The following is a 25,884-nucleotide window of genomic DNA, read 5'->3' as shown; positions in this document are numbered from 1 at the left end:
TACCCGGCGGTACCGGTGGCAAACCCGTGTAAGGCCACCGCGAGCGGGTACGCGGCGCTCCATGCGAGTTCTGCTCACCGGATGGGCCAGTTTCCTGCACGGCGAAGCGACCGCGGGTGACGTCCTCAGCTTGCACGCGGCGGGGGCCGCGCTCGAGCGGGAGGGGATCGGCTACGACGTCGCCTGGAGCCCCGGGTTCCGCCCCGGCGCCCGGCACCTGCCGGACGCGCCGCCCGCGGACTACACGCACCTCGTGTTCGCCTGCGGGCCGGTGCACGGGCCGCAGGTGCGTTCGCTGCACGAGCGGTACGCGGGGTGCCGCCGGATCGCCGTCGGCGTGTCCGTCCCCGATCCGGACGACCCGGCGGTGACCGGGTTCCACCGGGTCCTCCCGCGCGACGACGGCCGCACGCCGGACCTTTCCCTGGCGGCTTCCGTGGCGAAGACCCCGGTGCTCGGCGTGGTCCTCGCGCCGCACCAGCCGGAATACGGCGGCGCGGGCCGCCACGACGAGGTCCACGCGGCGCTGACCGGCTGGCTCGCCGGGCTCGACTGCGCCCGCGTGCCCCTGGACACCCGCCTGGCGCACGCCGACTGGGAGCGGTGTTCGACGCCCGGCCAGTTCGTTTCCGCACTGTCCGCGATGGACGCCGTGGTGACCACCCGGCTGCACGGACTGGTGCTCGGGCTCAAGGCGGGGGTGCCGGTGGTCGCCGTCGACCCGGTCGACGGCGGCGGGAAGGTGACCGCGCAAGGCGCGGCGCTCGGCTGGCCGGTGCTCGCCGCCGAGGACGCCGTCGACGCCGAACTGCTCGACGCCCGGCTGAAGTGGTGCCTGTCGGGCCAGGCCGCCGTCGACCCGCCCGTCCCGTCGCTGGCCGGTTTCGTCGAGGCGCTGGTGGGGGAGCGGTGAGCGCGCGCACGACCGTCGTCATCGCCACCCGCGACCGCGCGGCCGAGCTGGCGCGCACCCTGGACCGGCTGTCCGCGTTGGACCCCGTGCCGCCGGTCGTCGTGCTGGACAACGCTTCCTCGGACGGGACCGCCGAGGTCGCCGGGGGGTACGCGAACGTGCGCGTGATCCGGCTGCCGCGCAACCTCGCCGCCGCCGCCCGCACCCTCGGCGTCGTCGTGGCCGAAACGCCCTACGTGGCCTTCAGCGACGACGATTCGTGGTGGGCGCCGGACGCGCTGCCCGAAGCCGAACGCATCTTCGACGAGCACCCGCGGACCGGGCTGCTGGCCGCGCGCACCCTGGTCGGCCCGGAAAACCGGGACGACCCGGTGACGCCAGAGCTCGAGCGCAGCCCGCTGGGCCACCCCGACGGCGCGCCCGGGCCACTGGTCCTCGGGTTCCTCGCCTGCTCGGCGATCGTGCGCCGCAAGGCGTACCTGCAGACCGGCGGCTTCAGCCCGCTGCTGCACTTCGGCGCGGAGGAGCAGCTGCTGGCCTACGACCTGGCCGCGCACGGCTGGGAAGTCTGCTACGTCGGGCACCTGCGGGCCCACCACCACCCGTCGCGGTCGCGGCCGCCGTCGTCGTGGCGCCGCCGCGCCGAACTGCGCAACCGGCTGCTCATCGCGGTGCTGCGCCGGCCGCCGCGGGTCTGCCGCCGGGAGGTGGCGCGGACGCTCGTCGCGGCGCCGCGGGCCGTGCTCGGCGCGGTGGCCCGGCTGCCGCGGGCGCTCGGGCACCGCCGCGTGCTGCCCGCCCACGTCGAACTCCAGGCCCGGACGCTGGAAAGGACCGCCGAATGGCGCGAATCTCGGTCGTGATCATCACCTGCAACCGCTGTGCGCAGTTGCGGGAAACGTTGGCGCACATGACGTCCCTTCCCGACAGCCCGCCGATCTTCCTGGCGGACAACGGGTCCGCGGACGGCACGGCGGACATGGTCGCCCGGGAATTCCCCGGCGTCTGCCTGTTCCGGCTGGCGGAGAACCTCGGCGCGGTGGCCCGGAACGTCGCCGTCGAAGCGGTGACGACGCCGTACGTCGCCTTCTGCGACGACGACACGACGTGGCAGCCGGGCTCGCTGACCCGCGCCGCGGACATCCTGGACGCCCACCCCGGCCTCGGTTCGGTGACCGGCCGGTGCCTGGTCGAGCCGGGCCTGGCCGAGGACCCGATCACGCCGGAGCTGCGCGAGTCCCCGGTGCCGGGGCCGGACTGGCTGCCCGGACCGGCGCTGCTCGGCATCATGGCCGGGCTGACCGCGGTGCGGGTCAGCGCGTTCCGCGAGGTCGGCGGCTTTTCACCGCGGATGTGGCTCGGCGGGGAGGAAGAACTGTTCGCTTTGGACCTCGCCGCGCGCGGCTGGTGGATGTGCTGGGCGGAGGACGTGGTGATCCACCACGCGCCGTCGAAGCTGCGCGACCCGCGGCACCGCCGACGGCTCGGCATCCGCAACACGCTGTGGACGCTCCTGCTCCGCCGCCCCTGGCCCGCCGTCTTCCGCCGCGGCCGGGACGTGCTGCGCTCGGCACCCCGCGACCGGGCAACCCTGGCGGCCCTCGGCGACGTAGTCCGCGGCCTCCCGTGGGTGCTCGCCCAGCGCCGCGTGGTCCCCGCGCAGGTCGAGCACGGCCTGCGTCTCCTGGAGGCACCCCAGCGCGCGTCCCAGGCCCGCCGCTACGTGGGCTGAACGTGCTGAAGGGGACTTTCCTGTCATGTGATGACAGGAAAGTCCCCTTCAGCGCACCAGATGCCGGCACCGTCCCCTTCAGGTCAGCGGGCCTCGGCGGTGGCCGCGGGCTCGGGGACCAGCTTGTGGTAAGCCCGCAGCGTGTCGGCGGCGACGCGGTCCCACGAGTAGCGGGCGCTCGCGCGGTCGTGGCCGGCGGCCCCGAAGGTCTGGCCGAGCGCCGGGTTGTCGAGCAGCCGCCGTACCCGGGACGCGAGCTCCCTCGGCTCGCGCGGGCGGACGAGCAGCCCGGTGACGCCGTCGACGACCGTGTCGGTCAGGCCGCCCACCGCGGTCGCGACCACCGGGACACCGCACGCCATCGCTTCCAGCGGCACGATCCCGAACGGCTCGTACCACGGCGTGCAGACGACGGCGTCGGCCGAGCGCAGCAGGGCGGGCATGTCCGCCCGGGACACCTGACCCGGCCAGCGGACGCGGCCGCCGACGCCGAGGCGGTCGGCGAGCTCACGCAGCCGCCGCGCCTCCGGATCCTGGGAAAGCCGGCCGCGCTCGGGGCCGCCCGCGATGACGAGCTCGGTGCCGGGCAGCTCCGCGAGCGCGGTGATCGCGGTGTCGAACCCCTTGCGCGGGACCAGCCGGCCCACGGCGACCAGCCGGTGCGGCGCCCGGCGGTGGGCGACCGGCCCGTCCGCGGTGAACCGCCCGAGGTCGACGCCACAAGGGACGATCGAGATCCGCGACCGCGGTACGCCGAGCCGGGACAGTTCGAAGACCTCGTCCGAGCAGGTGGCGAGCACCCGCCCGGCCTGCCGCCCGATGATCCGCTCGAGCCGGATCCGGTCGGCCGGGCTCGTGTCCTTGTCACCCTGGTAGCGCTTCTTGACCACGCCCAGCGCGTGGAAGGTCTGCGCGACCGGGGTGCCGGTCGCGCCCGCCGCGAGGGCGGTCGCGAGCCCCGACATCCAGAAGTGCGCGTGCGCCAGGTCCGGCCGCTCGGCCGTCCACCGGTCGCGCAGGAACCCGCCGAACTCGCCCATGTAGGGCAGCAGGTGGTCCTTCGGCTCCTTGCGCGCCGGCCCGGCGGGGACGTGCACGACGCGGAACCCCTGCTCGGTCCGGACCTCCGGCGGCTCGTCGCGGCTCTCCCGGCGCGTGTAGACGGTGACGTCGTGCCCGGCCCGCGTGAGCGCGGCCGACAGCTCCGCCACGTGCACGTTCTGGCCGCCGGCGTCGGCTTCCCCCAGCGCGGCCAGGGGATTGGCGTGCTCGGACACCATCGCGATCTTCATCGGTGCGACGTTCCTCTCGGGGTCAGCGGGCCGTCTCGGCGAGGAGGTGGTCCCAAGCGGTCAGGAAAGCGCGGAGCCCGTGGTGCCTCAGCGCGTGCTCGCGGGCGTTCTTGCCGGCGAGCACGGCGTAGTCGGGTTCGTGCAGCAGCTCGCGGAATCCGCGGGCCAGCACCGAAACGTCGGTGGAGACCACGCCCGCGTCGGGCGGCACCGCCGCCACCGCCTCCGTGGCGGCGAAGACGACGACCGGCATCGCGAGGTGCATCGCCTCCAGCAGGGACAGGCCCAGCGACGTCCAGCGCGCGGTGTGGAGGAAGACGCGGCGGCGGGCGATCTCGTCGTGCAGCCGGGGCACCGGCACGTCGCCCCGCCCGCGCAACGGCGGGCCGAGCTCCTCGGTGCCCATGCCGAACACGTCGACCGGCGCGGTGCCGGCGAGCGTGCCGAGCAGGTCCGAGCCCGTGACGCGCCGGCGGCGCACGGGCTCGTTGATCATCGACACGCCGGCGGCGATCTCCCCGGTGTAGCGCGCGCCGGGGTCCGGAATGCCGTGGGGAACGACGGTGACCGGCGCGCGCCCGCAGTCCCACATCGCCGCGTTGAAGTGCGTCACGTGCGCGACGGTGATGTCGGAGCGCCCGGCCAGCGGGTGCTCGCTCGACGCGGCGTACGGCCGGGGCGCGTTGTGTTCGACGTAGACGGACGGCACGCCCAGCCGCGCGGCCAAGTCCAGCTCTTCCGGGCGTTGCAGGACGACGACGTCGGGCTCGGCCTCGGCCAGCCGGTCCAGCGGCACCTCGGTCACCGACGGCCAGTCCCGCCCGGCTTTTCCCAGGCCCCACGGCGCGCCGTCGGGGGACACCGGCAAGAGGTATTCGTGGCGGCCGCGGACGAAAGCGTCGGTCCACGAGCCGTGGACGTGCCAGAGCAGTACTCTCAGGCGCCGGGAGCCGGGATCGGTCATGTCCTCCTGGTTTCCCGGACACCGCCGGTTAAACGTCCGGCCGCCACGGGTACCCGGCTCGTGGGCGGCCGGGCGGCGAAGAAGGGATTTCCAGCGATGCGGTTCACCCCACGGGGTACGCGGTTCTTCGACTTGCTCACCGATGCCGCGAGAAACCTGGTGACCGCGAGCGCGCTCCTGCGCGAGCTGGTGGCCGCGCGTCCCGAAGACCGGGAAGCGCTCGCCAAGCGCCTGCACGAGGTCGAACACCAGGGTGACGAGCTGACGCACACGATCATGGTCGAGCTGAACAGCTCGTTCGTGACGCCGTTCGACCGCGAGGACATCCAGGCCCTCGCCGGCAAGCTCGACGACGTCCTCGACTTCATGGACACCGCGGCCGACCTGGCGGTGCTGTACCGCATCGAGGCGTTCCCGCCGGGCACGGACGTGCTGGTCCGCGTGCTGTGTCGCTGCGCGGAGCTGACCGCGTCGTCGATGCCGGGCCTGGCGAAGGTCGGCGACCTCGAGCCGTACTGGATCGAGGTCAACGAGCTCGAGAACGAGGCCGACCGCATCTACCGCCGGATCCTGGCGCACCTGTTCGAACCGGGCGGCGACGCCCTCGAGGTGCTGAAGACCAAGGAAGTCGTCGAGCAGTTCGAGCTCGCCGCCGACGCCTTCGAGCACGTGGCCGACGTGGTGCAGACCATCGCGGTCAAGGAGTCCTAGTGACGGGGACGGCCGCCCTGGTCACGGTGATCGTGCTGACGCTCGTCTTCGACTACACCAACGGCTTCCACGACGCGGCGAACGCGATCGCCAGCGCGGTGTCGACCCGCGCCTTGACCCTGCGGGCCGCGCTGGTGCTGGCGGCGGTGATGAACCTGGCCGGCGCGCTGCTGTCCACCGGGATCGCCGCGACGGTGGCCAAGGGCATCATCGACGTCCCGGCCGGGCCGGACGCGCTCACCGTGGTCTTCGCCGCGCTGGTCGGCGCGATCACCTGGAACCTGATCACGTGGTACTTCGGCCTCCCGTCGTCGTCATCGCACTCGCTGATCGGCGGCATGGTCGGCGCCGCGCTGGCGGCGGCGAGCACGGTGCACTGGGCGGGGATCGCCGAGAAGGTGCTGATCCCGATGGTGGCTTCGCCGCTGCTCGGGCTGATCCTGGGCTACGCGGCGATGCTGGCGGCGCTGTGGCTGCTGCGCCGGGCGAACCCGCACCGCAGCGGCCGGGTGTTCCGCCGCTTCCAGATCGTCTCGGCTTCGGCGCTCGCGCTCGGCCACGGCCTGCAGGACGCGCAGAAGGGCATGGGCGTGATCGTGCTCGCCCTGGTGGCGGCGGGCCAGCAGTCGACGTTCGCGGTCCCGATGTGGGTGACGCTCCTGTGCGCGGCGGCGTTGTCGCTGGGCACCTATTCGGGTGGTCTGCGGATCATGCGCACGCTGGGCCGCCGGGTGTTCCCGCTGGACCCGCCGCACGGCTTCGTGGCGGAGTCGGTGGCCTCGTCGGTGCTGTACGTGACGGCGTTCGCGGTGAAGGCCCCGATCTCGACGACCCACGTGATCACGGCGGCGATCATGGGCGTGGGCGCGACCCGGAGGCTCTCGGCGGTGCGCTGGGGCATCGCCAGGGACATCGTCCTGGGCTGGGTCCTGACCTTCCCGGCGGCCGCCGCGGTGGCCGCGGCGGTGTACCTGGTGGCGGACCTGCTCACCTGACCCGGGTGCCGGGTGGACCCGCGGTGTCTTGAATGAGTCATTCAGGACCTCCGGTGTCCTGAATGACTCATTCAAGACGTCGGTGCCGCAGGACAGGACCTCCTCGCCCGTTGCGGGTGGCCGGCCCGCTCACCTGACCCGCGTTTGCCCTCCCCGCCGCCGGGAAACCGGGGGCGAGAACCGTCCGCGGAAAAGGGAGGGCCATGAAGGCAGTCACCTGGCACGGCAAACGCGACGTCCGCGTCGACGAGGTGCCGGACCCGAAGATCGAGGAGGACACCGACGCCGTCATCCGGGTGACCTCCACCGGCATCTGCGGCTCCGACCTGCACCTCTACGAAGTGCTCGGCGCGTTCATGACCGAAGGCGACATCCTCGGCCACGAGCCCATGGGTGTCGTCGAGGAGGTCGGCGCCGGGGTGACGCACATCAAGCCCGGCGACCGCGTCGTGATCCCCTTCAACATCTCCTGCGGCCACTGCTGGATGTGCGACCGCGGGCTGCAGTCGCAGTGCGAAACCACCCAGGTCACCGACCAGGGCAAGGGCGCCGCGCTGCTCGGGTACACCAAGCTCTACGGCCAGGTCCCCGGTGGCCAGGCCGAGTACCTGCGCGTCCCGCAGGCCCACTACGGCCCGATCAAGGTGCCGGACGGCCCGCCGGACGAGCGGTTCGTCTACCTCTCCGACGTCGTGCCCACCGCGTGGCAGGCCGTCGAGTACGCGAACGTGCCCCGGGACGGGACCGTCGTCGTCTTCGGCCTCGGGCCGATCGGGCAGATGAGCGCCCGGATCGCGCGGCACCGCGGGGCCGGGCAGGTGATCGGGGTCGACCTCGTGCCCGAGCGGCTCGCGCGGGCTCGCGAACACGGGGCCGTCGCGGTGGACACTCGCGACCACAAGCAGATCGGTGACCACATCCGCGGTCTCACCGGCGGCCGGGGCGCCGACTCGGTGATCGACGCCGTCGGCATGGAGGCCCATGGGGCGCCCGTCGGGAAACTGGCGCACGATCTGGTCAACCTGCTTCCGCAGGCGATCGGCGCGAAGATCACCGAGAAGGCGGGCATCGACCGGCTGAGCGTGCTGTACGCGGCCATCGACAGCGTCCGCCGCGGCGGCACGATCTCGCTGTCGGGCGTCTACGGCGGGATGGTCGACCCGATCCCGATGATGGAGCTGTTCGACAAGCAGGTCCAGCTGCGGATGGGGCAGGCCAACGTCCGGCGCTGGATCGACGACATCATGCCGGTGCTCACCGCCGACGGTGATCCGCTCGGCGTCGAGGGCTTCGCCACTCACAAGCTGCCCCTGCGGGACGCGCCGCGCGCGTACGAGATCTTTCAGAAGAAGCTCGACGGCGCCCAGAAGATCCTGCTGCAGCCGACCGCCTAGACCCCGGGGAGGAGCCAGCCGTTGCGAGCCGTCACCTCGCTGCCGCACGAAATCGTCGTCGAAGACCACGTCCGGATCCCCGCGTCCGACGGGACTGTGCTGTCCGCCCGCGTCTGGCGGCCGGTCTCGTCGGACGCCGAGCCGGTGCCGGCGATCCTGGAGTACATCCCTTATCGCAAAAGGGATCTCACCGCGCCGCGCGACGCGATCCACCACCCCTACCTCGCCGGGCACGGGTACGCCTGCGTGCGCGTGGACATCCGCGGCACCGGCGAGTCCGAAGGCGTTCTGGCCGACGAGTACCTCGAACGCGAGCAGCTCGACGCCGAGGACGTCCTGGCGTGGATCGCCGAGCGGCCGTGGTGCACCGGCGACACCGGCATGATGGGGATTTCCTGGGGTGCGTTCGCCGCGTTGCAGGTGGCGGCGCGGAAACCGCCGAGCCTGCGCGCCATCGTGATCTCCTCGTTCACCGACGACCGGTTCGCCGACGACATGCACTACATGGGCGGCTGCCTGCTCTCGGACAACGTCGCCGAGTCCGGCACCATGTTCGCCTACGCCACGCTGCCGCCCGACCCCGCGGTCGTCGGCGAGCGGTGGCGGGAGATGTGGCTGGAGCGGCTGGAGAACTGCAGCCTGTGGATCGGGAACTGGCTCGAGCACCAGCGCCGCGACGACTACTGGCGGCACGCCTCGATCTGCGGGAACTACCATGACGTCCAGGTGCCGGTGCTGGCCTCCAGCGGCTGGGCCGACGGCTACTCCAACGCCGTCATCCGGTTGCTGGCGCACCTCGACGTGCCGCGGCGCGGGCTGATCGGGCCGTGGTCGCACAAGTACCCGCACCTCGGCGAGCCCGGCCCGGCGATCGGCTACCTCCAGGAAGTCGTGCGGTGGTGGGACCACTGGCTGCGCGGCGAGGACAACGACGCCATGGACGGCCCGATGTTGCGGACGTGGATGCAGGAGAGCGTGCCGCCCTCGACGTCCTACGAGGACCGGCCCGGCCGCTGGGTCGGCGAAGCCACCTGGCCGTCGCCGCACGTGAAGCCGCAGCAGCTGCCGCTGGCGCCGCACCGGCTCGCGCGGCCGGGCGAGACCGTCGAAGACGAAGCGCTGACGGTGTCTTCCCCGCTTTCGGTGGGGCAGTTCTCCGGGAAGTGGGCGTCCTACAGCGCCCCGCCCGACCTGCCCTACGACCAGCGGGAAGAGGACGGCGGGTCCCTCGTGTTCGACACCGACGTGCTCACCGAGCGGTGCGAGATCCTCGGCTCGCCGGTGGTGCGGCTGGAGGTCTCCGCCGACCAGCCGGTCGCGATGGTCGCGGCGCGGCTCTCCGACGTCGCCCCGGACGGCCGGGCCACCCGCGTCACCTACGGGCTGCTCAACCTGACCCACCGCGACGGCCACGACGAGCCGGCGCCGATGGAGCCGGGGCAGCGGTGCGCGGTGGAGATCGAGCTGAACGCCGTCGCGCAGGCTTTCCCGGCGGGGCACCGGATCCGGCTGTCACTGTCCACTTCGTACTGGCCGCTGGCCTGGCCGCCGCCGACGCCGGTGCTGCTGGCGGTCCACACCGGGCACAGCGCGCTCGAGCTGCCGGTCCGGCCGGTCGCCGAGCCGGACGAGCTGCCCGCCCGGCCGTTCGGCGAACCCGAAGGCGCGCCGCCGATGGCCGTGACCGCGGTGACGCCGGGGGAGCAGCGCTGGACCGTCTCCCGTGACCTCGTCGACTACCAGTCGGCGCTGGACATCGTGAAGGACGCCGGGACCGTGCGCTTCGACGACCTCGACCTGGCGGTCACCCGGGACGTCCGCGAGCGCTACACCTGGGTCGCCGACGACTTCCGCTCGCCAGTGGCGGAAACCGCGTGGGAGGTCACCTTCGCCCGCGGCGAGTGGCTGGCCCGCAGCGAGACCCGCACCCGGGTGTCCTGCACGGACACCGAATTCGTCATCGACGCGCAGCTCGACGGCTACGAAGGGGCCCGGCGGATCGTCTCGCGCAACTGGCACCGGCGGATTCCCCGCGACCTGGTTTGAGTTTCGGCGCCGCACCCGCGGGTAAGCGGTGCGGGTGCGGATCGTGATCACCGGTGCCACCGGGAACGTCGGAACGGCCTTGCTGGCCGCCCTCGAGCCCGGTCACGACGTGACCGGGCTGGCGCGGCGGCTGCCGGACACGACGGCCGAGCCGTACCGCTCGGCCGCCTGGTGCGCGCTCGACGTCGGCGACCGCGGCGCCGAGCGGGAGCTGACCGCGCTGTTCGAAGGCGCGGACGCCGTCGTCCACCTCGCCTGGGCCATCTCACCGGTGCGCGGCGACCCGCCGATGTGGCGCACCAACGACCACGGCACCCGGCACGTGCTCGCCGCGGCGGCCGCCGCCGGGGTGCCACACCTGGTCGTCGCGTCTTCGGTGGCCGCCTACGGGCCCGCGCCGCGCTGGGACAAGGTGAGCGAATACCACCCGTGCACCGGGATCGCGCACAGCGCCTACAGCCGCGGGAAAGCCGCGCTGGAGTCCCTGCTGGACCGGTTCGAGGCGCGGCACCCGGAGATCGGCATCGCCCGGCTCCGGCCGTGCGCGATCCTGCAGCGGCGCGCGGCGGGCGAGTTCGCCCGCTGGCTGCTCGACCCGGCGGTGCCCGCCCGGTTCGCCGGCGGGCGGCGGCTGCCGGTTCCGCTGTGGAACGACCTGCGTGCCCAGGCGGTGCACACCTCCGACGTCGCCGAGGCGATCCGGCTGGTCCTCGCCACCGGCTACACCGGCCCGGTCAACCTGGCCGCGCCCGGCGTCCTCGACGCCGACGAACTGGCCGCCGTCCTCGGGGGAACCCGGCTCCCGGTGCCGAAGCCGCTCGCGCGCGCGGTGGTTCACGCGGCCTGGGCGAGCGGAGTGCTCCCGGTGCACCCCGGCTGGCTCGAACTCGCCGACCGCGCGGCCCTCGCGGACACCACGGTGGCGGAGACCGTCCTGGGCTGGCAACCTCGGTATGACGCCGCGTCCGCGATCGCCGAACTGGTCGCCGGGCTGCGCTCGGGTGCGGGGGCGGCGAGCCCGCCCCTGGCGCCGCCGCGCGGTTCCGGGGTACTGGCCCGGCTCCGCTCGCTCACGCGGGCCGGGCCGAGCCACCAGTCGCAAGCCTGACCAGCAGGAGGGCCAGTGGGAACGGAAGCCTTCGACGCCGTGGTGATCGGCGCCGGGCACAACGGGCTGGTGGCGGCTAACCTGCTGGCCGACGCCGGCTGGTCGGTCCTCGTCCTGGAGGCGACCGAGCACCCGGGCGGCTCGGTCCGGACGGCCGAGGTGACCGAACCGGGCTTCCGCAACGACCTGTTCAGCGCGTTCTACCCGCTTTCCGCGGTGTCGCCGGTGATCAAGGGGCTGCGGCTGGCGGAGCACGGCCTGCGCTGGCGGCACGCCCCCGACGTCCTCGCGCACGTGCTGCCCGACGACCGGTGCGCGGTGCTCTCGCGTGACCTCGACCGCACGGCCGCGTCGGCCGACGAGTTCGCCCCGGGCGACGGCGACGCTTGGCGGCGGCTGTTCGAGCAGTGGCGGGAAATCCGCGAGCCGCTGGTGAACGCGCTGTTCACGCCGTTCCCACCGGTCCGCCCGGCGCTGAAGCTGCTGCGCCGCACCGGAACGGGGGACGCGCTGCGGCTGGCGCGCATGCTGACGCTGCCGGCGCGCCGGTTCGGCGACGAGCTGTTCGGCGGCGAGGGCGCGAAGCTGCTCGTGGCGGGGAACGCCGCGCACAGCGACCTTTCCGTCGACAACGCGGGCAGCGCGGTGTTCGGCTGGCTGCTCGCGATGATCGGGCAGGACGAAGGCTTCCCGGTGCCCGAAGGCGGTGCAGGCGAACTGGTCGCGGCGCTGGTCCGGCGGCTGGAGTCGCGCGGCGGACAGGTCCACTGTGGACGGCCGGTGCGGGAGGTCCTCGTCGGCGGCGGCCGCGCGCTGGGCGTGCGGGACGCCGCCGGTGACCCGGTCCGGGCGCGCAAGGCCGTGCTCGCCGACGTGCCGGCGCCGGTGCTGTACCGCGAGCTGGTGGGGGAGCAGTGGCTGCCGTCCCGGCTGGTCGAGGACCTCACGAAGTTCGAGTGGGACAGTGGAACGGTCAAAGTGGACTGGGCGCTGTCCGGCCCCATCCCGTGGACGGCCGAAGGCGCCCGCGGCGCGGGCACGGTCCACCTCGGCACGGACCTCGACGGGCTCGCGGCGTTCGGCGGCGAACTCGCCCGCGGCCGGACCCCGCGCCGCCCGTTCCTGCTGCTGGGCCAGATGACCACGACCGACCCGACGCGCTCGCCGTCCGGGACCGAAGCGGCGTGGGCGTACACGCACGTGCCGCGCGGGACGATGGAGAACCGGTCGGCGCTGGAGCGGCGGGCGAAGCGGATCGAGGAGACGGTCGAAGCCAGCGCGCCGGGGTTCACCGGGCTGATCAAAGCGCGGTACGTGCAGGGGCCGGTCGAACTGGCCGGGCACAACCCGGGCCTGGTGGGCGGTGCGATCAACGCCGGAACGACGGCGATCCACCAGCAGCTGTTCTTCCGGCCGGTGCCGGGCACGGGCCGGGCCGACACCCCGGTCGACCGGCTGTTCCTGGCGGGCGCGTCGGCCCACCCCGGAGGCGCGGTCCACGGCGGCCCGGGCGCCAACGCGGCCCGCGCGGCCCTGGCCCGCTCCGGCCCGCTCGGCGGCGGCTACGCGGCGGTGATCCGCGCGGCCCACCGCGCGATCTACAGCTGACCCGCCCGCTCGTGAGTGTTCAGTCGGGTTAGAACCCGACTGAACACCCACGACCAGCCGCGCAAGACCTAGGGGCGGGGGTGGCCTTCCTTCGCGCGGGCGTACTTGCCGGTGGCCAGGTCGGCGAGGCGGGCGAGGGATTCGGTGTTGCGGGGCTTGATGATCAGCGCTTGCACCGCCTCCGGCAGCACCTTGCCGACGCCGCGCATCGCGTGCTCGGTCATCCGGACCAGCGTGGCCCCTTCGCCGTGCGGGACGAGCGTCAGCCCGACCGCCGCCGCGCCCAGGGGCCAGCCGCGGGCCTCCAAGGACAGCGACAGGCCCGGTTCCACCGCCCGGACCACGGTGACGTCCTGGATGTGCACCGGCCACGGGCCGACGCTGTGGTGGATCCGGGAGCCGACCGCCGGCCAGTCGTGGTCGACGTCGCGGATGTGCGAGCTGCCGACCACCCAGCCCGCGTAGAGCCAGCCGTCGGCGAGCACGTCGAACACGGCGTCGGGTGGTACGTCGATCACGCGGCTGACCTCGGTCACGGGAATCCTCCTGGTCGTCGGGACGCAGGGGGAATACCCAGTGCCGGACGGGGTATGCCATCGCCGACGAAAGCGGAGGTGGCGATGGCGGCGAAGCGGCACGAAGAGCCCGAAGGTCCCGAGGACCTGTCCAAGCGGTCGTGGCGGGCGGTGCTCAAGCGCACGTTCAAGCAGTTCGGCCGCGACAACGTGACCGACTGGGCGGCCGCACTGACCTACTACGGCGTGCTGTCGATGTTCCCGGGCGTCATCGTGCTCACGTCGCTGCTCGGCCTGCTCGGCCCGGACAAGATCCAGGCCGTGATCGACAACGTCCAGCAGGTCGTCCCGGGACAGGGCAAGGACATCCTCGTCGGCGCGATCAAGGAGCTGGCGGGCTCGCGCGGCCTGGCCGGGCCGCTGGCGATCATCGGCCTGCTGGGCGCGCTGTGGTCGGCTTCCGGCTACGTCGGCGCGTTCATGCGGGCGTCGAACGCGATCTACGGCATGCCGGAGGGCCGTCCGGTGTGGAAGGTGGTGCCGATCCGGGTGCTGCTGACGATCGGGATCGTCGTGCTGCTGGCGTTGTGCGCACTGGGCGTGGTGGCGACGGGCGCGGTCGCGCGCCGGCTGGGTGACCTGATCGGCCTCGGCTCGACCGGGGTGCTGGTGTGGGAGATCGCGAAGTGGCCGGTGATCGCGCTGCTGGTCAGCCTGGCGTTCGCGTTGCTGTACTGGGTGGGCCCGAACGTGCGGCAGCCGGGCTTCAAGTGGCTGACGCCGGGTGGGCTGGTGGCGGTGCTGCTGTGGGTGCTGGCGTCGGCCGGATTCGCGCTGTACGTCGCGAACTTCGGTTCGTACAACAAGACTTACGGTTCGCTGGCGGGCGTGATCGTGTTCCTTGTATGGTTGTGGATCTCGAACCTGGCTGTGTTGCTGGGCGCCGAACTCGACGCCGAGCTCGCCCGGAGCCGCAGCATCGAAGCGGGGCGGGACGAGGACCAGGGGGAGCCCTTCCTGCCGCCGCGGGACACCAGGGCGATGGACGAAGACGAGGCCGCGGACGTGGCGCGCGAGACGGAACGGAGCTGACCGGATGGCCGCCCGCATCACCGGACTGGTGCTGGACTGCCACGACCCCGACCGCCTGGCGGAGTTCTGGTGCGCGGCGCTCGGCTACGAGGTGATCGGCCACGAGCCCGACGGCCTCGAGCTGGGCGTCCCGGGCGTCCCGCTGGGCGAGGGCCCCCCGACGCTGGTACTGGCCCGCACGGACGACCCCCGCCGCGGCAAGCTCCCGCTCCACGTGGACGTGAACCCGGAGGGCGCCGACCAGGAGACGGAGCTGCAACGCCTGCTGGCCCTGGGCGCCCGCCCGGCGGACGTCGGCCAGGACGGCACGGAGTCGTGGGTGGTGCTGCAGGACCCGGAGGGCAACGAGTTCTGCCTGCTGCGGAAAGAGCTGGGCACGGACTGACGGTCGCGCGCCGGGCTGACCGGGTGTCTTGAATGAGTCATTCAGGACTTCCGGTGACCTGAATGACTCATTCAGGACACCGGGCCGACCGGGCGCGGACGGTCTGCTGCCGCTGGTCGCGGGCGCCGGGCGCGGTGGGCTTGCTGTCGCTGGTGGCGGCGCCGGGGGCCTGCTGTCGTTGGCCACGGGCGTCGGCCCGACCGGCTGCCGGTGGGTCCGCTGCCGCTGGTCACGGCTGCCAGGCCGACCGGCCGCCGGCTTGCCTACCGCCGCTGGTCGCGAGCGGGCCGGTCAGTGGTCCTCGGCCGCGCAGCGGCGCCACTGGACGTGGTCGCCCTCGCGGTCCGCGTGCCAGACCGCCGTGCCCGCATCCGACTCCCACGTCGGCACCAGCCTGCCGGTCACCACGTGGCCGCGGGCCACCCGGCCGAACAGTTCCACGCCGTCCGCGCGGCGGGCCGCCGGGATCCACGCCGGGAAGCGGGTGCGGGGGAGTTTCCGCTCGATCCACTCGCGGGCCGAGCCCTCGCTGCCGTGCTCGGACTCGACGATGCTCGAGACCGGGCCGTCGCCGCCCACGGCGAGGCCGATCGAGGCGCGCCAGCGCACGGGGGACGGGTCGGAAGTCATCGTCCTCAGGGTCCCGGACGCGCGTGTCCGGGGGCCAGTACACGTTCGGATGGATTGCCGTTCACTCACCGTGCCTCCTGCCGCTCGACCAAGCTGCCGCGCCCTGATCGACTAAGAGTGACTCATGACGCCTTCAGCAGCCGGGCGCACGCCTTCTCCAGCGCCGCGCGTGCCTCGTCGCCCTCCAGCCGGGCCACGCGCTTGAGCGCGGGCGCGATGGTGCGCTCGCCGCGGTACGCCTCGACCAGCCGGGGGTCCACATAGGACGCCCGGCACACAGCGGGGGTGTTGCCGAGCGCCCGGGACACCTCCCGCATCACCCCGGCTTCCGCGCGCTTGCGGGCGGTCTCGGACGTCGGCGGCTCGGCCGCGGCGAAGGCGGCCGCCGCCAGGACCGTCGCCGTCCACGTGCGCAGGTCCTTCGCGGTGCAGTCCTCGCCGGCCAGCTCCTTGAAGCGCTCGTTGATGTCGGCGGCGTGCACCTCGTGCCAGGTGTCGCCGTCGCGGTAGACGAGCAGCCGGTCGCTTCCGGACCGGCTGCGCAGGAGCGACTTCACCACCGAAGCCAGCGCCGCGTCGCGGATCGCCACCTCGCGGTCGAGGCCGCCCTTGGCGACGTAGCTGAACCGGCATTCGTCGCCGCGGACGGAGGCGTGCTCCCGCAGCAGCGTCGCGACGCCGTGGGTGCCGTTCTCGTCCGCGTACTCCTCGCCGCCGGTGCGGAAGATGCCCCGGTCGAGCATGCGCAGCGCCGCCGCGAGGACGCGTTTCCTGGTCAGGCCGCGGCCGGCCAGGTCGGCCGCCACCGACTCCCGCCACCCGGGCAGCCGCCGGGCCATCGCGAGGACGCGGTCGTGCTTCTCCTCGTCGCGGTCGCGGCGCCACTGCTCGTGGTAGAGGTACTGGCGCCGCCCGGCGTCGTCGGTGCCGACCGCCTGGACGTGCCCGTTCGGGTACGGGCAGATCCACACGTTCCGCCAGGCCGGCGGGATGACCAGGTCCTTGATCCGCGCGAGCAGCTCGTCGTCGGTGACCGGCGAGCCGTCGGACTCGACGTAGGAGAACCCCCGGCCGCGGCGGATCCGCCGGATGCCGGGGCCGCGCAGGTCGCTGCGCCGGAGCCGGGTACGTCCCATCGCCGCCAAGTACCCGCCGGGCGCACCGGGAAACCATGATTGCCGCGCGCCGGCGCGGGTACGCCGCGGGAAACACCGGAAGGAGCACGGATGACCACCGCAGCCACGCCGCTCGAGGACCAGTCGTGAACGCCGTGAAGGACATCGAGGCCAAGGCGAAGCGGGTCCAGCGCGGGTACGCCGGGGAAGCCGACCGCCCGCTCGCCGGGTACCTCGGCGCGATGGGGGCGTACGGCGTCTTCGTCGGCGCGCTGACGGCGCTCGGGCGCGCGGCCGGTGCCCGGCTGCCACGCCGCTTCAGCGCCGGCGACACGGTCCTGCTGGGCACCGCGACGTTCAAAGCCAGCCGCGTGCTGGCGAAGGCCGCGATCACCAGCCCGCTGCGGGCGCCGTTCACGAAGTACGAAGAGCCGGCGGGTGAAGACGAGCTGAACGAGTCCGTGCCGGCGCGCGGCCACGCCGCACACGCCGTCGGCGAGCTCGTGTCGTGCCCGTTCTGCCTCGACGTGTGGATCGGCACCGGCCTGGCCGCGGGCCTGGTCGTGGCACCACGGCCGACGCGCCTGGCCGCCACGGTGCTGACCGCGGTCGGCCTGGCCGACGTCCTGCACCTGCTCTACGACGCGGGCAAGAAGCTGGCTTCGGGATAGCGGAAAAGCACCTTCGGGTGCCCGTTCCCCCGGCCGCGAAACCGGCCATCCGGCCCCGTTTCGGCGCACCCGCCCCGGGTAGCTCTCCGACATGGCTATCAACATCTTCGTGATCGGTCTGGACGAGGAGAACCAGCGGGTGCTGGAGCGCCTGCCGTGGGCCGGGAGCTACGAGTTCCACGGCCTGCTGACCCCCGAAGAGCTGCAGCACGGGGACATCGACTTCGAAGCGCTGCTGAAGACGGCGCAGCACGAGCTGGACGCCTTCGACGGCGACGTCGGCGCCATCGTCGGCTACTGGGACTTCCCGGCCGCGTGCCTGGTGCCGATCCTGTGCGCCCGGTACGACCTGCCGAGTGTGCCGCTGGAAGCGGTGCTCAAGTGCGAGCACAAGTACTGGAGCCGCTTGGAGCAGCGGAAGGTGATCGACGAGCTGCCGCACTTCGGCGTCGTCGACCTCGACCGCGAGCGGCCTGCGCCGCCGGAGGGCGTCGGCTTCCCGATGTGGCTGAAGCCGGTCAAGTCGTTCTCCTCGGAGCTCGCCTTCAAGGCGGAGAACGATGCCGAGTTCGCCGACGCCGTCGCCGAGATCCGGGCCGGGGTCGGCCGGGTGGGCGAGCCGTTCGGCTACGTGCTCGACCAGGTCCGGCTGCCGCCGGAAATCGCCGAAGTCGGCGGGGCCGCGTGCCTGGCCGAGGAGGCGCTGCACGGCGTTCAAGCGGCCGTCGAAGGGTACGTGTACCGCGGCGAAGTCACCGTCTACGGCGCCCTCGACTCGATCGACTACCCGGACAGCCCCTCGTTCCTGCGCCACCAGTACCCGTCCCAGCTGGGCGAGGAAACGGTGCAGCGGATGCGGGACGTCGCCGAGCGCGTGATGAGACAGATCGGCTTCGACAACGGCACCTTCAGCATCGAGTTCTTCTGCGACCCGGAGTCGGGCCAGGTGTGCCTGCTGGAGATCAACCCGCGGCACTCCCAGTCCCACGCGGAGCTCTTCGAGTTCGTCGACGGGGTCGCCAACCACGAGATCATGGTGCGCCTCGGCCTCGGCCAGGACCCCGCGCGCCGGCCGAGCAAGGGCAAGTACCAGATCGCGGGCAAGTGGTACCTGCGCCGGTTCTCCGACGGCGTCGTGACGCGCGTGCCGACCCGTGAGGAGGTCGCGGCGGTCGAGGAGCGCATCGACGGTACGCGGATCGAGATCGTGCCCGAGGTGGGGCAACGGCTTTCGGACCTGCCGGAGCAGGACAGCTACAGCTTCGAGCTGGCGGAGCTGTTCATCGCGGCGCACACCGAGCACGAGATGACGCGGAAGTACCAGGCCTGTGTGGACGCGTTGCCGTTCGAGTTCGACTGAGCCGGAACCGTTGTGACAGAGGAGTTTGCGAAGATCTTCGCCGGGTAACCGAGGGTGACGCGGTTGTCCGCCGGCGAGCGCGCCGGCCCGCGGTGAGCTGAAGGAGACCGCGATGACCACGTCGGCGGAACCCGCCCTCCCTGTCCCCTCGGCCGTCGTCCCCGCGCCGCCGCGAGTCCCGCGGCTGCTGCGCCTGCCCGGTGTCTACCGCCCGCAGGAGGACACCGCCCTGCTCGCCGCCGCGATCGCCGACCTGGCCATCCCGCCCGGCGCTCGGGCACTGGACCTGTGCACGGGTACCGGCGCGCAGGCGATCGCGCTGGCCCGCGGCGGCGCCAGATCCGTGCTGGCCGTGGACCTTTCGCGCCGGGCACTGGCCTCGGCGCGGCTCAACGCGCTGGTCTGCCAGGCCGCCGTCCGCGCCCGCCGGGGAGACCTGACGACGGCGGTGCGCCGGGGCCCGTTCGACGTCGTGGTCGCCAACCCGCCGTACGTCCCGGCGCCGGCCGAGGCGGTCCGCGCCACGCGTGGCTGGGACGCGGGGCCGGACGGCCGCGCGGTGCTGGACCCGTTGTGCGCGGCGGCGAGCACGCTCCTGCGTCCCGGCGGGACGCTGCTCATCGTCCAATCAGAACTGTCCGATGTGGACAAGTCGTGGGCCGCGCTGGCCGCGCGAGGCTTGCGCGTCTCGGTGGCCCGGCGCGCCCGGATCCCGTTCGGCCCGGTCCTTTCCGGACGGACCGCGTTCCTCGAGGCGGCCGGCCTGATCGCGCCGGGCCGGCGGACGGAGGAACTGGTGGTGCTGCGTGCCGACCGCTGACCGCCCGCGCCGGGTGACCGTGGTCCCCGGCGGCCCGGTGCTCGTGGAGGGGCCGGTGGAGCTGCGCACACCGGAGGGGGAGGTCGTGCGGTCCGACCGGTTCGTGGTCGCGGTGTGCGCGTGCCGCCGCAGCAAGCGGTTCCCCTTCTGCGACACCAGCCACCGCAAACGGGTGCGCGGGAAGGACTGAAGCCCGGTCAGGCCAGGGGAATCCGGAGCGAGCATTCCCCGGCCTGCCACCGCTCCAGGAGCCGCGTGCCGAACCGGCCTTCGAGGAATTCCGTCGCCTGGATGCCGAACACGACGTCGGCGGCCAGTTCGGGTTCCTGCTCGAGCAGGTCGCCGAGCACCTCGTGGCGCATCACCTGTTCGTGGACCGCGTCGGCTTCGATGTGCTCGGTGTAGAAGAACCGGCACGCCTCGGGGGCGCCGACGCGCTGCAGCGCCTGGTCCATCCGGTGCGCGGACGGCCCGGTCGTGATCTCCGCCGCCGCGAAGTGACCGCACAGCGCGCCGCGCAACGACCGGTGCAGGCCGAACAACGACATCATGTTGACCACCGCCAGCATCTCGGCGGGGGCGTGGTCGATGAGCTCCAGGTAGCCGTCCGGCAGGCCGGCTGCCCGCAGCAGGTCGGTGTAGAGCCGCGCGTGCGCCAGCTCCGCGCGGCCGCCGCCGTACTCGTCGAACTCCACCGCCACCAGCGCCGCCTTGGCGCGCCCGCGCAGGCGCGGGATCACCCACGCGTGCGGGTCGGCTTCCTTGTGGTGGTAGACCGAGCGGTGCGTGAAGTACTCCCGCAGGTGCTCCCAGTCGCCGTGGTCGCGGAGGAAGTGCGAGACGCCTTCCGCGTCGACCGGCTCGACCAGCATCGCGTCCAGTTCGGCGGTGACGTCGTCGCCACCCGGCACGTTTTCGTGCAGGGCCGCGAGGAAGCGCGACTCCAGCGCGCCGCGCAGGCGCAGCAGTTCCGGGTCCCACTCCCAGTCGGGCGACACCCCGGGCAGGCCCTGGTAGTGCAGTTCGTAGCACAGGTGCAGGGCCAGCTGGACGTCGTCGCCGAGCGGGTCGGCGGCCACGAGCCCGTCGAAGCCGAGGTCCGCGCGGGGCTGTTCGCGCAGCAGGGTGCCCAGCACGGACTCCGAGAGCGGGCCGCGGGCGGCGGGCAGGGTGGCCGCCACGAGGGTCGAGGTCGTCATGGTCGACGGTTACCCCGTACGCAGCGTTCCATGCCCCGGCGGCACGGTCAGCGCGGTGAGCGCCCCGACGACGGCCTCCGGGGAGCCGCGGCCGGCCAGCGCGCGCTGCTGGACGGAACCGGTGCCCTCGGCACGCAGGACCGCGACCAGTGCTCGGGCTTCGGCCAGGTCACCGTTCGCTTCGAGGGGTTCCCTGACGTGCGTGAGCAGCTGCTCGACCAGAGCCCACGCCGGACGGCGCGTCCGCCCGGCGACGTCGACGAGCTGCCCGGTGAGGCCGTGGCGCGCCGCGGTCCACACCGCCGCCGCGGCCACCTGCGGGGACAGCGGCTCCGCCGTGCGCCCGCGGCCGAGGTCGGCGAGTGCCCGCCGCACCAGCGCCCGGCTCAGCAGCGCCTGCAGGAGGGCGTGCTCGACGGTCAGCGCGGTGTCGGCGACCCGGAACTCCACGGTCGGGAACCGGCCGGACGGGCGGGCCAGCCAGAACGTCTGGTGCGGGTCGACGAGCGCGCCGCAGTCGACCAGCGTCTCGACGGTCCGGCGGTACTCGGCGTGGTCGCGCAGGTGCGGCGCGACGCCGGAACCGGGGAAGCGGGACTGCTGGACCATCCGCCAGCTGTGGTAGCCCGTGTCGCGACCGTGGTCGAACGGCGCGTTCGCCGACAGCGCGAGCAGCGTGGGCAGCCACCGGCCGACGTGGTTGACGACCGCGACCGCGGTGTCGGGATCGGGCACCCCGACGTGGACGTGGCACCCGCAGGCTTCGTAGTCGGCGACCACCGCGCCGTAGGTCTCGTCGATCCGGGCAAACCGCTCTTCGCTCGCGGGTGGGTGCGCGGCAGGGCCGGGCCCGATCGGGGTGCCGGTGGCCAGGAGCGCGCAGTCTTCGGCCGCGGCGGCCCCGGCCAGCACGCGCCGGGCCGCCGTCAGCTGGTGCCGGAGCCCGTCCGCGGTGGTGCAGACCCCGCTGGCGGCTTCGATCTGGGTGAGCCGCAGCTCGCGGTGCACCCGGACGCCGTCGGGGAGGGGGCCGTGGTGGCGGTGGCGCGCCAGCACCTGGTCCGCGTGCGCGGACGCGTGCCCGGTGCGCGGGTTGACGAGGAGGAACTCTTCTTCGACGCCCATCGTGGGCGGGCCGTCGGGCATGGCGGGCTCCTTCCGGGCGGTGCCGGCGGGATACCCGCTCCGGCTGCGGAAACGCGCGTGGACCGGGGGTTGTTTGGCCACGAACGCGCACCGGGTAACTCAAGTCAATGACGACTCATGAGCGGCAACGCGCACCCGCACCGGATCCGCCGACGTACCGGCTGCCTTCGCCTCGCGCTCCCGTCGGCGAGCTGAGCGGCCGTACCCGGTGGTCGACCGCCGACGCCGTCGTCGTGGAGGTGACGGGCGAAATCGACGTCTGCACCGTGTCCCGCCTGGAAGCCGCGCTCGACGACTTCCTCCGGGCCGGGCCCCGGGTGGTGCGCCTCGACCTGGGTGAAGTCCGCTTCCTGGGCGCCGCCGGGCTTCGCGCGCTGATGCGCGCCCACGAGCGGGCCGCCGCCGTCGGCGTCCACCTCGTCCTCGACGCGGGCCGGTCGCACCCGGCGGCCCGCGCGCTCGACCTCCTCGACCGGCTGCGGGCTTAGCCGCCCCCGGTCAGCAGGTCCACCACGTCTTCACCGCGTTCCTTGTCCGCGAAGCGGCGCCGCTGCCGGTCGGCGCCGCCTCCCTCGGCGGCCAGCCGCGCGACGCCGTCCCGCGCGAAGTCGAGGTCGCCGGCCGCTTCCAGCACCGGCGCCGTCCGGGCGAGGAGATCGTCGAGCACCGCCTTCGCCGGTGCCAGGTCCCCGGTGTCCGGGTGCGCGCAGTCGCCGGTGACGCCGTCGCGGGACGCCCGCCAGAGCTGGGCGCGCAGCACCTCGTTCGGCAGGGCCGGCGGGGGAGCGGCGTCGTGCTGCACCGTGGCGACCAAGGCGCGGACCAGCACCGCCAGGAGCACCGCTTCTTCGGGGGTCGCGGCGACGTCGGCGATGCGGAATTCGAGCGTCGGCTGGTTTTCCGAGAGCCGGACGTCCCAGTAGATCATCCCGCGGTCGAGGATCGACCCCGCGCGCAGCCACGCGTCGACGATGCTCTCGTACTCGTCGAGCGAGGCGAACCGGGGCGGCGACCCGGCCGAGGGCCACCGGCTCCACTGCTGGTAGCGCCAGCTGCAGTAGCCGGTGTCGTAGCCGTCGGAAATCGCCGAGTTCGCGGTGACGGTGAGCAGCGCCGGCAGCCACGGCCGGACCCGGTTCAGCACCTGGACGCCGGTCTCGGCGTCGGGGATGGCGACGTGCACGTGGCAGCCGCACGTGAGCGAAGTCCGCGCGGTGGCGCCGAAGTGCCGGGCCATCCGCTCGTAGCGCGGGTTCGGCGTGATGCTCGGCAAGTCCACTTCGGACAGTGGGGGTGCGGCGGCGGGCAGCAGCCGGTAGCCGCGCCGCCTGGCCGCCGCGGACAGGTCGTCACGCAGGCCGCGCAGCTGGCGCAAGGCCTCGTCGTGGGTCCGGCAGACGCCGGTGGCGGCCTCGGCCTGAGACCGCGTCAGTTCGTGCTGCAGCTCGCCTTGCTCGTCGGCGGCCGCTTCGGCGGCGTCGACGACGTCGTCGCCGGCCTGGGACAGGTGGCCGTGGCGGTCGACGACGAAGAACTCCTCTTCGACGCCGAAGGTCGGCACGTCGCCGGTCGGTTCGTTCACCGATGTTCTCCTGGGGGTCGGGGGGTGCGATGAGTACCCGCGACGCGGACCGCGCAAACGGCGTTTTCGCCGTCGCACCGGGGGTATCCGGTCGGTCATGAACCCGAGCGCCACCGCTTCGCCGTCACTGCTGGCCGCCGACGCCGGTGCCACCTTGCACCGGCTCGCCTGCCGCATCGGGGCCGGCGAACTCGTTCCGCCGGCCGAGCTGTACCACGTGCTCGGGGAGTTGCGGCTGCTGGCCGACGACCTCACCCAGCTGCTGCCCGCCCTCCAGGGGCGGCTGGAAGACGGCCTGCTGTCCGGCCGGGTGGTCCGCCACGGCGACGACGACGCCGGGGCGGTGTGGGATTCGGTGGGCGAGGTCGGCCGGGCACTGGCGCACGCCGGAACGGTCGCCCTGCTGATGACGAAGGAACTGGAGAACTCGCAGATCGCCCTGCGTGAGCTGGCTGCGCCGTGAGGGCCGCGTGGCCGGCCCGGACGTGGTAAAGGTATCCGGTGGGCATGGACGGGCACGAGGAACTGCACGAGCGGTCGGACGAGCGGGTCCAGCGGCTGGACGAACGCCTGTGGGCGGTCGCGACCGCGTTGCACGAGAACCCGGAACTGTCCTATGAGGAGCACGCGGCCGCGGAACGCCTGGCGCGGGAGCTGGCCGAGGACGGCTTCGAGGTGGAAACCGGGATCGCCGGGCTGCCGACGGCGTTCACCGCGCGGGCCGGCGGCGGGCGGCCGTGCGTCGCGCTGCTGCTCGAATACGACGCGCTGCCCGGCCTCGGGCACGCCTGCGGGCACAACCTGATCGCCGCGGCCGGGCTCGGAGCCGCGCTGGCAGCCAAGGAAGTGCTGGCGGACAGCCCGGGCGCGCTGCTGGTCGTGGGCTGTCCCGCGGAGGAACGCGGCGGTGGCAAGGTCGCGCTCGCCGAAGCCGGTGTCTTCGACGACGTCGACGCGGCGCTGATGGTCCACCCCGGCGTCCACTCGTGGTCGTGGGCCCCGCTGACCGCGCAGGTGGAGGTGAAGGTGACCTTCCACGGCCGCGCCGCGCACCCGACCGGCGACCCGGAGGCGGGCATCGACGCCCTCGCCGCGCTGATCCAGATGTTCGGCGCGATGGCCGCGCTGCGCCAGCGCCTGCCCGCGGGCTCGCACATCCAGGGCATCATCACCCACGGCGGCGAGGCGACGAACATCGTCCCGGACCGCGCCGAGGGGCGCTTCGGGCTCCGCGCGCTGACGACGGGCGCGCTGGACAGCCTGGTCGAGGACGTGACGGCGGGTGCGCAGGGCGCGGCACTGGCGACGGGCGCGAAGGTGGACGTCGAACGCGACGGCCGCGGTTACGCGCACTTCCGCGACAACCCGGTGCTGTCCGAGCGGTTCACCGAGCACCTGGCCGCGTGCGGCATCCACGCGACCCCGCCGTCCCCCGGCGTGTACCTGGGCTCGTCGGACATCGGCGACGTCAGCGTCCGCGTCCCGGCGATCCACCCGTTCGTGGCGATCACGGCGGAGGAGTACGCCGACCACACCCCCGAGTTCGCGGCCGCGGCGGCGAGCCCGCGCGGCCGTTCGGCGATGCTGGCGTCGGCGGCGGCACTGGCCCGCACGGCGATCGACCTGCGCACCCACCCGGCCCTGGTCAGCCGGGCGTGGGACTGCTTCCACGACCTGGCGCGCTCCGGGCACTGACCGGACGGCGCAGCAGCCGCTCCACGTGGTTCATCGCTTCGCGGCCCTCGGGGATGTCCTGCATCAGCCAGTTGTGGAACATCCCGGGGTACTCGCGGTAGTCCAGGTCCGCCCCGGCGTCCCGTGCGCGAGCGTGGAACCGGCGGCAGTCCGGCAGCAGGACGTCGCGCGTCCCGATGAACAGCGTGATCGGCGCGAGGCCGCTCAGGTCGGCGTGGATCGGGCTGATCCGCGGGTCGTGCGGGTCGGCGCCCTCGGCGTACATCCGGCCCGCCTCCCGCAGCCCGGCGATGCCGAGCATGGGGTCGGTCTCGTCCAGCAGCTCCGAGACCGGGTCTTCCAGCAGGACGTCCAGCCACGGCGAGTACAGCACCAGCCGTTCGGGTTGCGGCCGCCCGGCCGCCCGCAGCTCCTGGGCGATCGCCAGGGCGAGTGCCCCGCCCGCGGAGTCGCCGGAGACCACGACGCGCCCGGCCTCGATCCCGTCGTAGGACGCCTGCACCATCGGGATCGTCGCCGTGTGGTCGTAGTGCGGCACCAGCGGGTACACCGGCAGCGTCACCGCGCAGCCGAGCCGCGACACCAGGTCGGCGGCGTACTTCCAGTGGTGCTTCTCGACCTGCTCGACGAACCCGCCGCCGTGCAGGTGCAGGACGTGCAGGTCGCTCGGCGTGCCGCCGCGCGGCCGGAAGGTGAAGCACGGGAAACCGTTCACCGCGTGCCGCTCGACGGCGCACCGGCGCCGGACCCCTCGCTGCGGCCGGGCCATCGACGGCTTCTGGTGCCGGGGCAGCCGATGGTGCAGCGCCGACGCGTTGTCGTAGAACCGTTTCTGGCCCGACGCGCGCAGCAGCGCGATCTTGACCTTCGCCTGCACACTGACCACCGCACACCCCTTCCGTCCGCACCCG

27 protein-coding genes are annotated in these 25,884 nt (G+C 73.4%); 18 read left to right on the top strand and 9 right to left on the bottom strand.

Annotated elements, in window-relative coordinates:
- The first annotated feature begins 61 nt into the window (after nt 1-61).
- The 3 genes from SD460_RS29090 to SD460_RS29080 are packed head-to-tail and all read left to right on the top strand — an operon-like array spanning nt 62 to nt 2,645.
- Entirely contained in the window at nt 62-913 is an 852-nt protein-coding gene (locus SD460_RS29090; RefSeq protein WP_318307007.1) for a polysaccharide pyruvyl transferase family protein, read from the top strand.
- A complete protein-coding gene (locus SD460_RS29085; RefSeq protein WP_318307006.1) occupies nt 910-1,776 on the top strand; it encodes a glycosyltransferase family 2 protein in 867 nt (288 codons plus the stop codon). Before SD460_RS29090 ends, SD460_RS29085 begins: the two co-directional genes overlap by 4 nt.
- Entirely contained in the window at nt 1,755-2,645 is an 891-nt protein-coding gene (locus tag SD460_RS29080; protein WP_290061603.1) for a glycosyltransferase family 2 protein, read from the top strand. The genes SD460_RS29085 and SD460_RS29080 overlap by 22 nt, the downstream gene beginning before the upstream one ends.
- A gap of 83 nt (nt 2,646-2,728) precedes the next feature.
- Here SD460_RS29080 and SD460_RS29075 read toward each other — a convergent pair whose 3' ends face one another.
- Together SD460_RS29075 and SD460_RS29070 are read right to left on the bottom strand one after the other, a co-directional pair.
- Entirely contained in the window at nt 2,729-3,937 is a 1,209-nt protein-coding gene (locus SD460_RS29075) for a glycosyltransferase (RefSeq protein WP_318307005.1), read from the bottom strand.
- Between the two features lie 22 nt (nt 3,938-3,959).
- On the bottom strand, nt 3,960-4,901 hold the full coding sequence (locus SD460_RS29070; RefSeq protein WP_318307004.1) for a glycosyltransferase: 942 nt from the start codon (nt 4,899-4,901) through the stop codon (nt 3,960-3,962).
- A gap of 96 nt (nt 4,902-4,997) precedes the next feature.
- Between SD460_RS29070 and SD460_RS29065 the strand changes: the two genes are divergently transcribed.
- From SD460_RS29065 to SD460_RS29040, 6 genes are all read left to right on the top strand, one after another.
- Nucleotides 4,998-5,612, top strand: a complete 615-nt coding sequence (locus SD460_RS29065; RefSeq protein ID WP_290061598.1) for a DUF47 domain-containing protein — start codon at nt 4,998-5,000, stop codon at nt 5,610-5,612.
- Complete coding sequence (locus SD460_RS29060; RefSeq protein WP_290061597.1) at nt 5,612-6,607, top strand: inorganic phosphate transporter; 996 nt, start codon at nt 5,612-5,614, stop codon at nt 6,605-6,607. Before SD460_RS29065 ends, SD460_RS29060 begins: the two co-directional genes overlap by 1 nt.
- Before the next feature lie 203 nt (nt 6,608-6,810).
- A complete protein-coding gene (locus SD460_RS29055) occupies nt 6,811-8,001 on the top strand; it encodes a zinc-dependent alcohol dehydrogenase (RefSeq protein WP_290061596.1) in 1,191 nt (396 codons plus the stop codon).
- A 21-nt stretch (nt 8,002-8,022) separates the two neighbouring features.
- Entirely contained in the window at nt 8,023-10,047 is a 2,025-nt protein-coding gene (locus SD460_RS29050; RefSeq protein WP_290061595.1) for a CocE/NonD family hydrolase, read from the top strand.
- A 34-nt stretch (nt 10,048-10,081) separates the two neighbouring features.
- On the top strand, nt 10,082-11,155 hold the full coding sequence (locus SD460_RS29045) for an NAD-dependent epimerase/dehydratase family protein (RefSeq protein WP_290061594.1): 1,074 nt from the start codon (nt 10,082-10,084) through the stop codon (nt 11,153-11,155).
- Between the two features lie 15 nt (nt 11,156-11,170).
- Nucleotides 11,171-12,763: a phytoene desaturase family protein gene (locus SD460_RS29040; RefSeq protein ID WP_318307003.1), complete on the top strand. Its 1,593-nt coding sequence runs from the start codon at nt 11,171-11,173 to the stop codon at nt 12,761-12,763.
- Nucleotides 12,764-12,831: 68 nt separating this feature from the next.
- On the opposite strand, the gene SD460_RS29035 is transcribed toward SD460_RS29040, so the two are convergent.
- Nucleotides 12,832-13,299: an SRPBCC family protein gene (locus tag SD460_RS29035; protein ID WP_290056022.1), complete on the bottom strand. Its 468-nt coding sequence runs from the start codon at nt 13,297-13,299 to the stop codon at nt 12,832-12,834.
- A 54-nt stretch (nt 13,300-13,353) separates the two neighbouring features.
- Between SD460_RS29035 and SD460_RS29030 the strand changes: the two genes are divergently transcribed.
- Together SD460_RS29030 and SD460_RS29025 are read left to right on the top strand one after the other, a co-directional pair.
- Nucleotides 13,354-14,370, top strand: a complete 1,017-nt coding sequence (locus SD460_RS29030) for a YihY/virulence factor BrkB family protein (protein ID WP_290056021.1) — start codon at nt 13,354-13,356, stop codon at nt 14,368-14,370.
- Nucleotides 14,371-14,374: 4 nt separating this feature from the next.
- Nucleotides 14,375-14,755, top strand: coding sequence for a VOC family protein (locus SD460_RS29025; protein WP_290056020.1), 381 nt, complete (start codon nt 14,375-14,377; stop codon nt 14,753-14,755).
- Nucleotides 14,756-15,046: 291 nt separating this feature from the next.
- Here the strand turns inward: SD460_RS29025 and SD460_RS29020 are convergent, their stop codons facing one another.
- Both SD460_RS29020 and SD460_RS29015 read right to left on the bottom strand, forming a co-directional pair.
- A complete protein-coding gene (locus tag SD460_RS29020; protein WP_290056019.1) occupies nt 15,047-15,385 on the bottom strand; it encodes a hypothetical protein in 339 nt (112 codons plus the stop codon).
- Nucleotides 15,386-15,507: 122 nt separating this feature from the next.
- The gene (locus tag SD460_RS29015; protein ID WP_318307002.1) at nt 15,508-16,521 is read right to left on the bottom strand and encodes a DNA topoisomerase IB; all 1,014 of its coding nucleotides are present in this window, start codon (nt 16,519-16,521) and stop codon (nt 15,508-15,510) included.
- 125 nt (nt 16,522-16,646) lie between these two features.
- Between SD460_RS29015 and SD460_RS29010 the strand changes: the two genes are divergently transcribed.
- From SD460_RS29010 to SD460_RS28995, 4 genes are all read left to right on the top strand, one after another.
- On the top strand, nt 16,647-17,171 hold the full coding sequence (locus SD460_RS29010) for a DUF1360 domain-containing protein (protein WP_318307001.1): 525 nt from the start codon (nt 16,647-16,649) through the stop codon (nt 17,169-17,171).
- Between the two features lie 91 nt (nt 17,172-17,262).
- On the top strand, nt 17,263-18,531 hold the full coding sequence (locus SD460_RS29005; protein WP_290056016.1) for an ATP-grasp domain-containing protein: 1,269 nt from the start codon (nt 17,263-17,265) through the stop codon (nt 18,529-18,531).
- 112 nt (nt 18,532-18,643) lie between these two features.
- Nucleotides 18,644-19,351, top strand: coding sequence for a HemK2/MTQ2 family protein methyltransferase (locus SD460_RS29000; RefSeq protein WP_290056015.1), 708 nt, complete (start codon nt 18,644-18,646; stop codon nt 19,349-19,351).
- Nucleotides 19,338-19,541 (top strand): CDGSH iron-sulfur domain-containing protein, encoded by a 204-nt coding sequence (locus SD460_RS28995; protein WP_290056014.1) that lies wholly within the window; start codon nt 19,338-19,340, stop codon nt 19,539-19,541. Before SD460_RS29000 ends, SD460_RS28995 begins: the two co-directional genes overlap by 14 nt.
- Nucleotides 19,542-19,548: 7 nt before the next feature.
- Here SD460_RS28995 and SD460_RS28990 read toward each other — a convergent pair whose 3' ends face one another.
- Together SD460_RS28990 and SD460_RS28985 are read right to left on the bottom strand one after the other, a co-directional pair.
- Entirely contained in the window at nt 19,549-20,550 is a 1,002-nt protein-coding gene (locus tag SD460_RS28990) for an iron-containing redox enzyme family protein (RefSeq protein WP_290056013.1), read from the bottom strand.
- 9 nt (nt 20,551-20,559) lie between these two features.
- Nucleotides 20,560-21,696: a carboxylate-amine ligase gene (locus SD460_RS28985; RefSeq protein WP_290056012.1), complete on the bottom strand. Its 1,137-nt coding sequence runs from the start codon at nt 21,694-21,696 to the stop codon at nt 20,560-20,562.
- A 107-nt stretch (nt 21,697-21,803) separates the two neighbouring features.
- On the opposite strand from SD460_RS28985, the gene SD460_RS28980 reads away from it, so the two are divergent.
- The gene (locus SD460_RS28980; RefSeq protein WP_290056011.1) at nt 21,804-22,184 is read left to right on the top strand and encodes an STAS domain-containing protein; all 381 of its coding nucleotides are present in this window, start codon (nt 21,804-21,806) and stop codon (nt 22,182-22,184) included.
- Here SD460_RS28980 and SD460_RS28975 read toward each other — a convergent pair.
- Nucleotides 22,181-23,278 carry a carboxylate-amine ligase gene (locus SD460_RS28975; protein ID WP_318307000.1) on the bottom strand — a complete coding sequence of 366 codons (1,098 nt, stop codon included), beginning with the start codon at nt 23,276-23,278 and terminating at the stop codon, nt 22,181-22,183. The genes SD460_RS28980 and SD460_RS28975 overlap by 4 nt on opposite strands.
- Nucleotides 23,279-23,375: 97 nt before the next feature.
- Here SD460_RS28975 and SD460_RS28970 point away from each other — a divergent pair, with 97 nt between their 5' ends.
- Nucleotides 23,376-23,741 carry a hypothetical protein gene (locus tag SD460_RS28970; protein WP_290056009.1) on the top strand — a complete coding sequence of 122 codons (366 nt, stop codon included), beginning with the start codon at nt 23,376-23,378 and terminating at the stop codon, nt 23,739-23,741.
- Between the two features lie 44 nt (nt 23,742-23,785).
- Complete coding sequence (locus SD460_RS28965; protein WP_290056008.1) at nt 23,786-24,973, top strand: amidohydrolase; 1,188 nt, start codon at nt 23,786-23,788, stop codon at nt 24,971-24,973.
- Here SD460_RS28965 and SD460_RS28960 read toward each other — a convergent pair.
- A complete protein-coding gene (locus tag SD460_RS28960) occupies nt 24,924-25,859 on the bottom strand; it encodes an alpha/beta hydrolase (RefSeq protein WP_318306999.1) in 936 nt (311 codons plus the stop codon). The genes SD460_RS28965 and SD460_RS28960 overlap by 50 nt on opposite strands.
- Nucleotides 25,860-25,884: the final 25 nt, after the last annotated feature.

The sequence above is a fragment of the Amycolatopsis solani genome, from assembly GCF_033441515.1.
Taxonomy (GTDB): Bacteria; Actinomycetota; Actinomycetes; order Mycobacteriales; family Pseudonocardiaceae; genus Amycolatopsis; species Amycolatopsis solani.
The sequence above is the reverse complement of the archived record's forward strand: the minus strand, read 5'-3'. Positions and strand labels throughout refer to the sequence as shown.

Coding starts and splice junctions, on each gene's coding strand:
- SD460_RS28990 (WP_290056013.1), bottom strand. CDS start 20,550: ATGACGACCTCGACCCTCGTGGCGGCCACCCTGCCCGCCGCCCGCGGC.
- SD460_RS28980 (WP_290056011.1), top strand. CDS start 21,804: ATGACGACTCATGAGCGGCAACGCGCACCCGCACCGGATCCGCCGACG.
- SD460_RS29030 (WP_290056021.1), top strand. CDS start 13,354: ATGCCATCGCCGACGAAAGCGGAGGTGGCGATGGCGGCGAAGCGGCAC.
- SD460_RS28965 (WP_290056008.1), top strand. CDS start 23,786: ATGGACGGGCACGAGGAACTGCACGAGCGGTCGGACGAGCGGGTCCAG.
- SD460_RS29020 (WP_290056019.1), bottom strand. CDS start 15,385: ATGACTTCCGACCCGTCCCCCGTGCGCTGGCGCGCCTCGATCGGCCTC.
- SD460_RS28985 (WP_290056012.1), bottom strand. CDS start 21,696: ATGCCCGACGGCCCGCCCACGATGGGCGTCGAAGAAGAGTTCCTCCTC.
- SD460_RS29025 (WP_290056020.1), top strand. CDS start 14,375: ATGGCCGCCCGCATCACCGGACTGGTGCTGGACTGCCACGACCCCGAC.
- SD460_RS29080 (WP_290061603.1), top strand. CDS start 1,755: ATGGCGCGAATCTCGGTCGTGATCATCACCTGCAACCGCTGTGCGCAG.
- SD460_RS28970 (WP_290056009.1), top strand. CDS start 23,376: ATGAACCCGAGCGCCACCGCTTCGCCGTCACTGCTGGCCGCCGACGCC.
- SD460_RS29090 (WP_318307007.1), top strand. CDS start 62: ATGCGAGTTCTGCTCACCGGATGGGCCAGTTTCCTGCACGGCGAAGCG.
- SD460_RS29075 (WP_318307005.1), bottom strand. CDS start 3,937: ATGAAGATCGCGATGGTGTCCGAGCACGCCAATCCCCTGGCCGCGCTG.
- SD460_RS29065 (WP_290061598.1), top strand. CDS start 4,998: ATGCGGTTCACCCCACGGGGTACGCGGTTCTTCGACTTGCTCACCGAT.
- SD460_RS29005 (WP_290056016.1), top strand. CDS start 17,263: ATGGCTATCAACATCTTCGTGATCGGTCTGGACGAGGAGAACCAGCGG.
- SD460_RS29070 (WP_318307004.1), bottom strand. CDS start 4,901: ATGACCGATCCCGGCTCCCGGCGCCTGAGAGTACTGCTCTGGCACGTC.
- SD460_RS29000 (WP_290056015.1), top strand. CDS start 18,644: ATGACCACGTCGGCGGAACCCGCCCTCCCTGTCCCCTCGGCCGTCGTC.
- SD460_RS29015 (WP_318307002.1), bottom strand. CDS start 16,521: ATGGGACGTACCCGGCTCCGGCGCAGCGACCTGCGCGGCCCCGGCATC.
- SD460_RS29055 (WP_290061596.1), top strand. CDS start 6,811: ATGAAGGCAGTCACCTGGCACGGCAAACGCGACGTCCGCGTCGACGAG.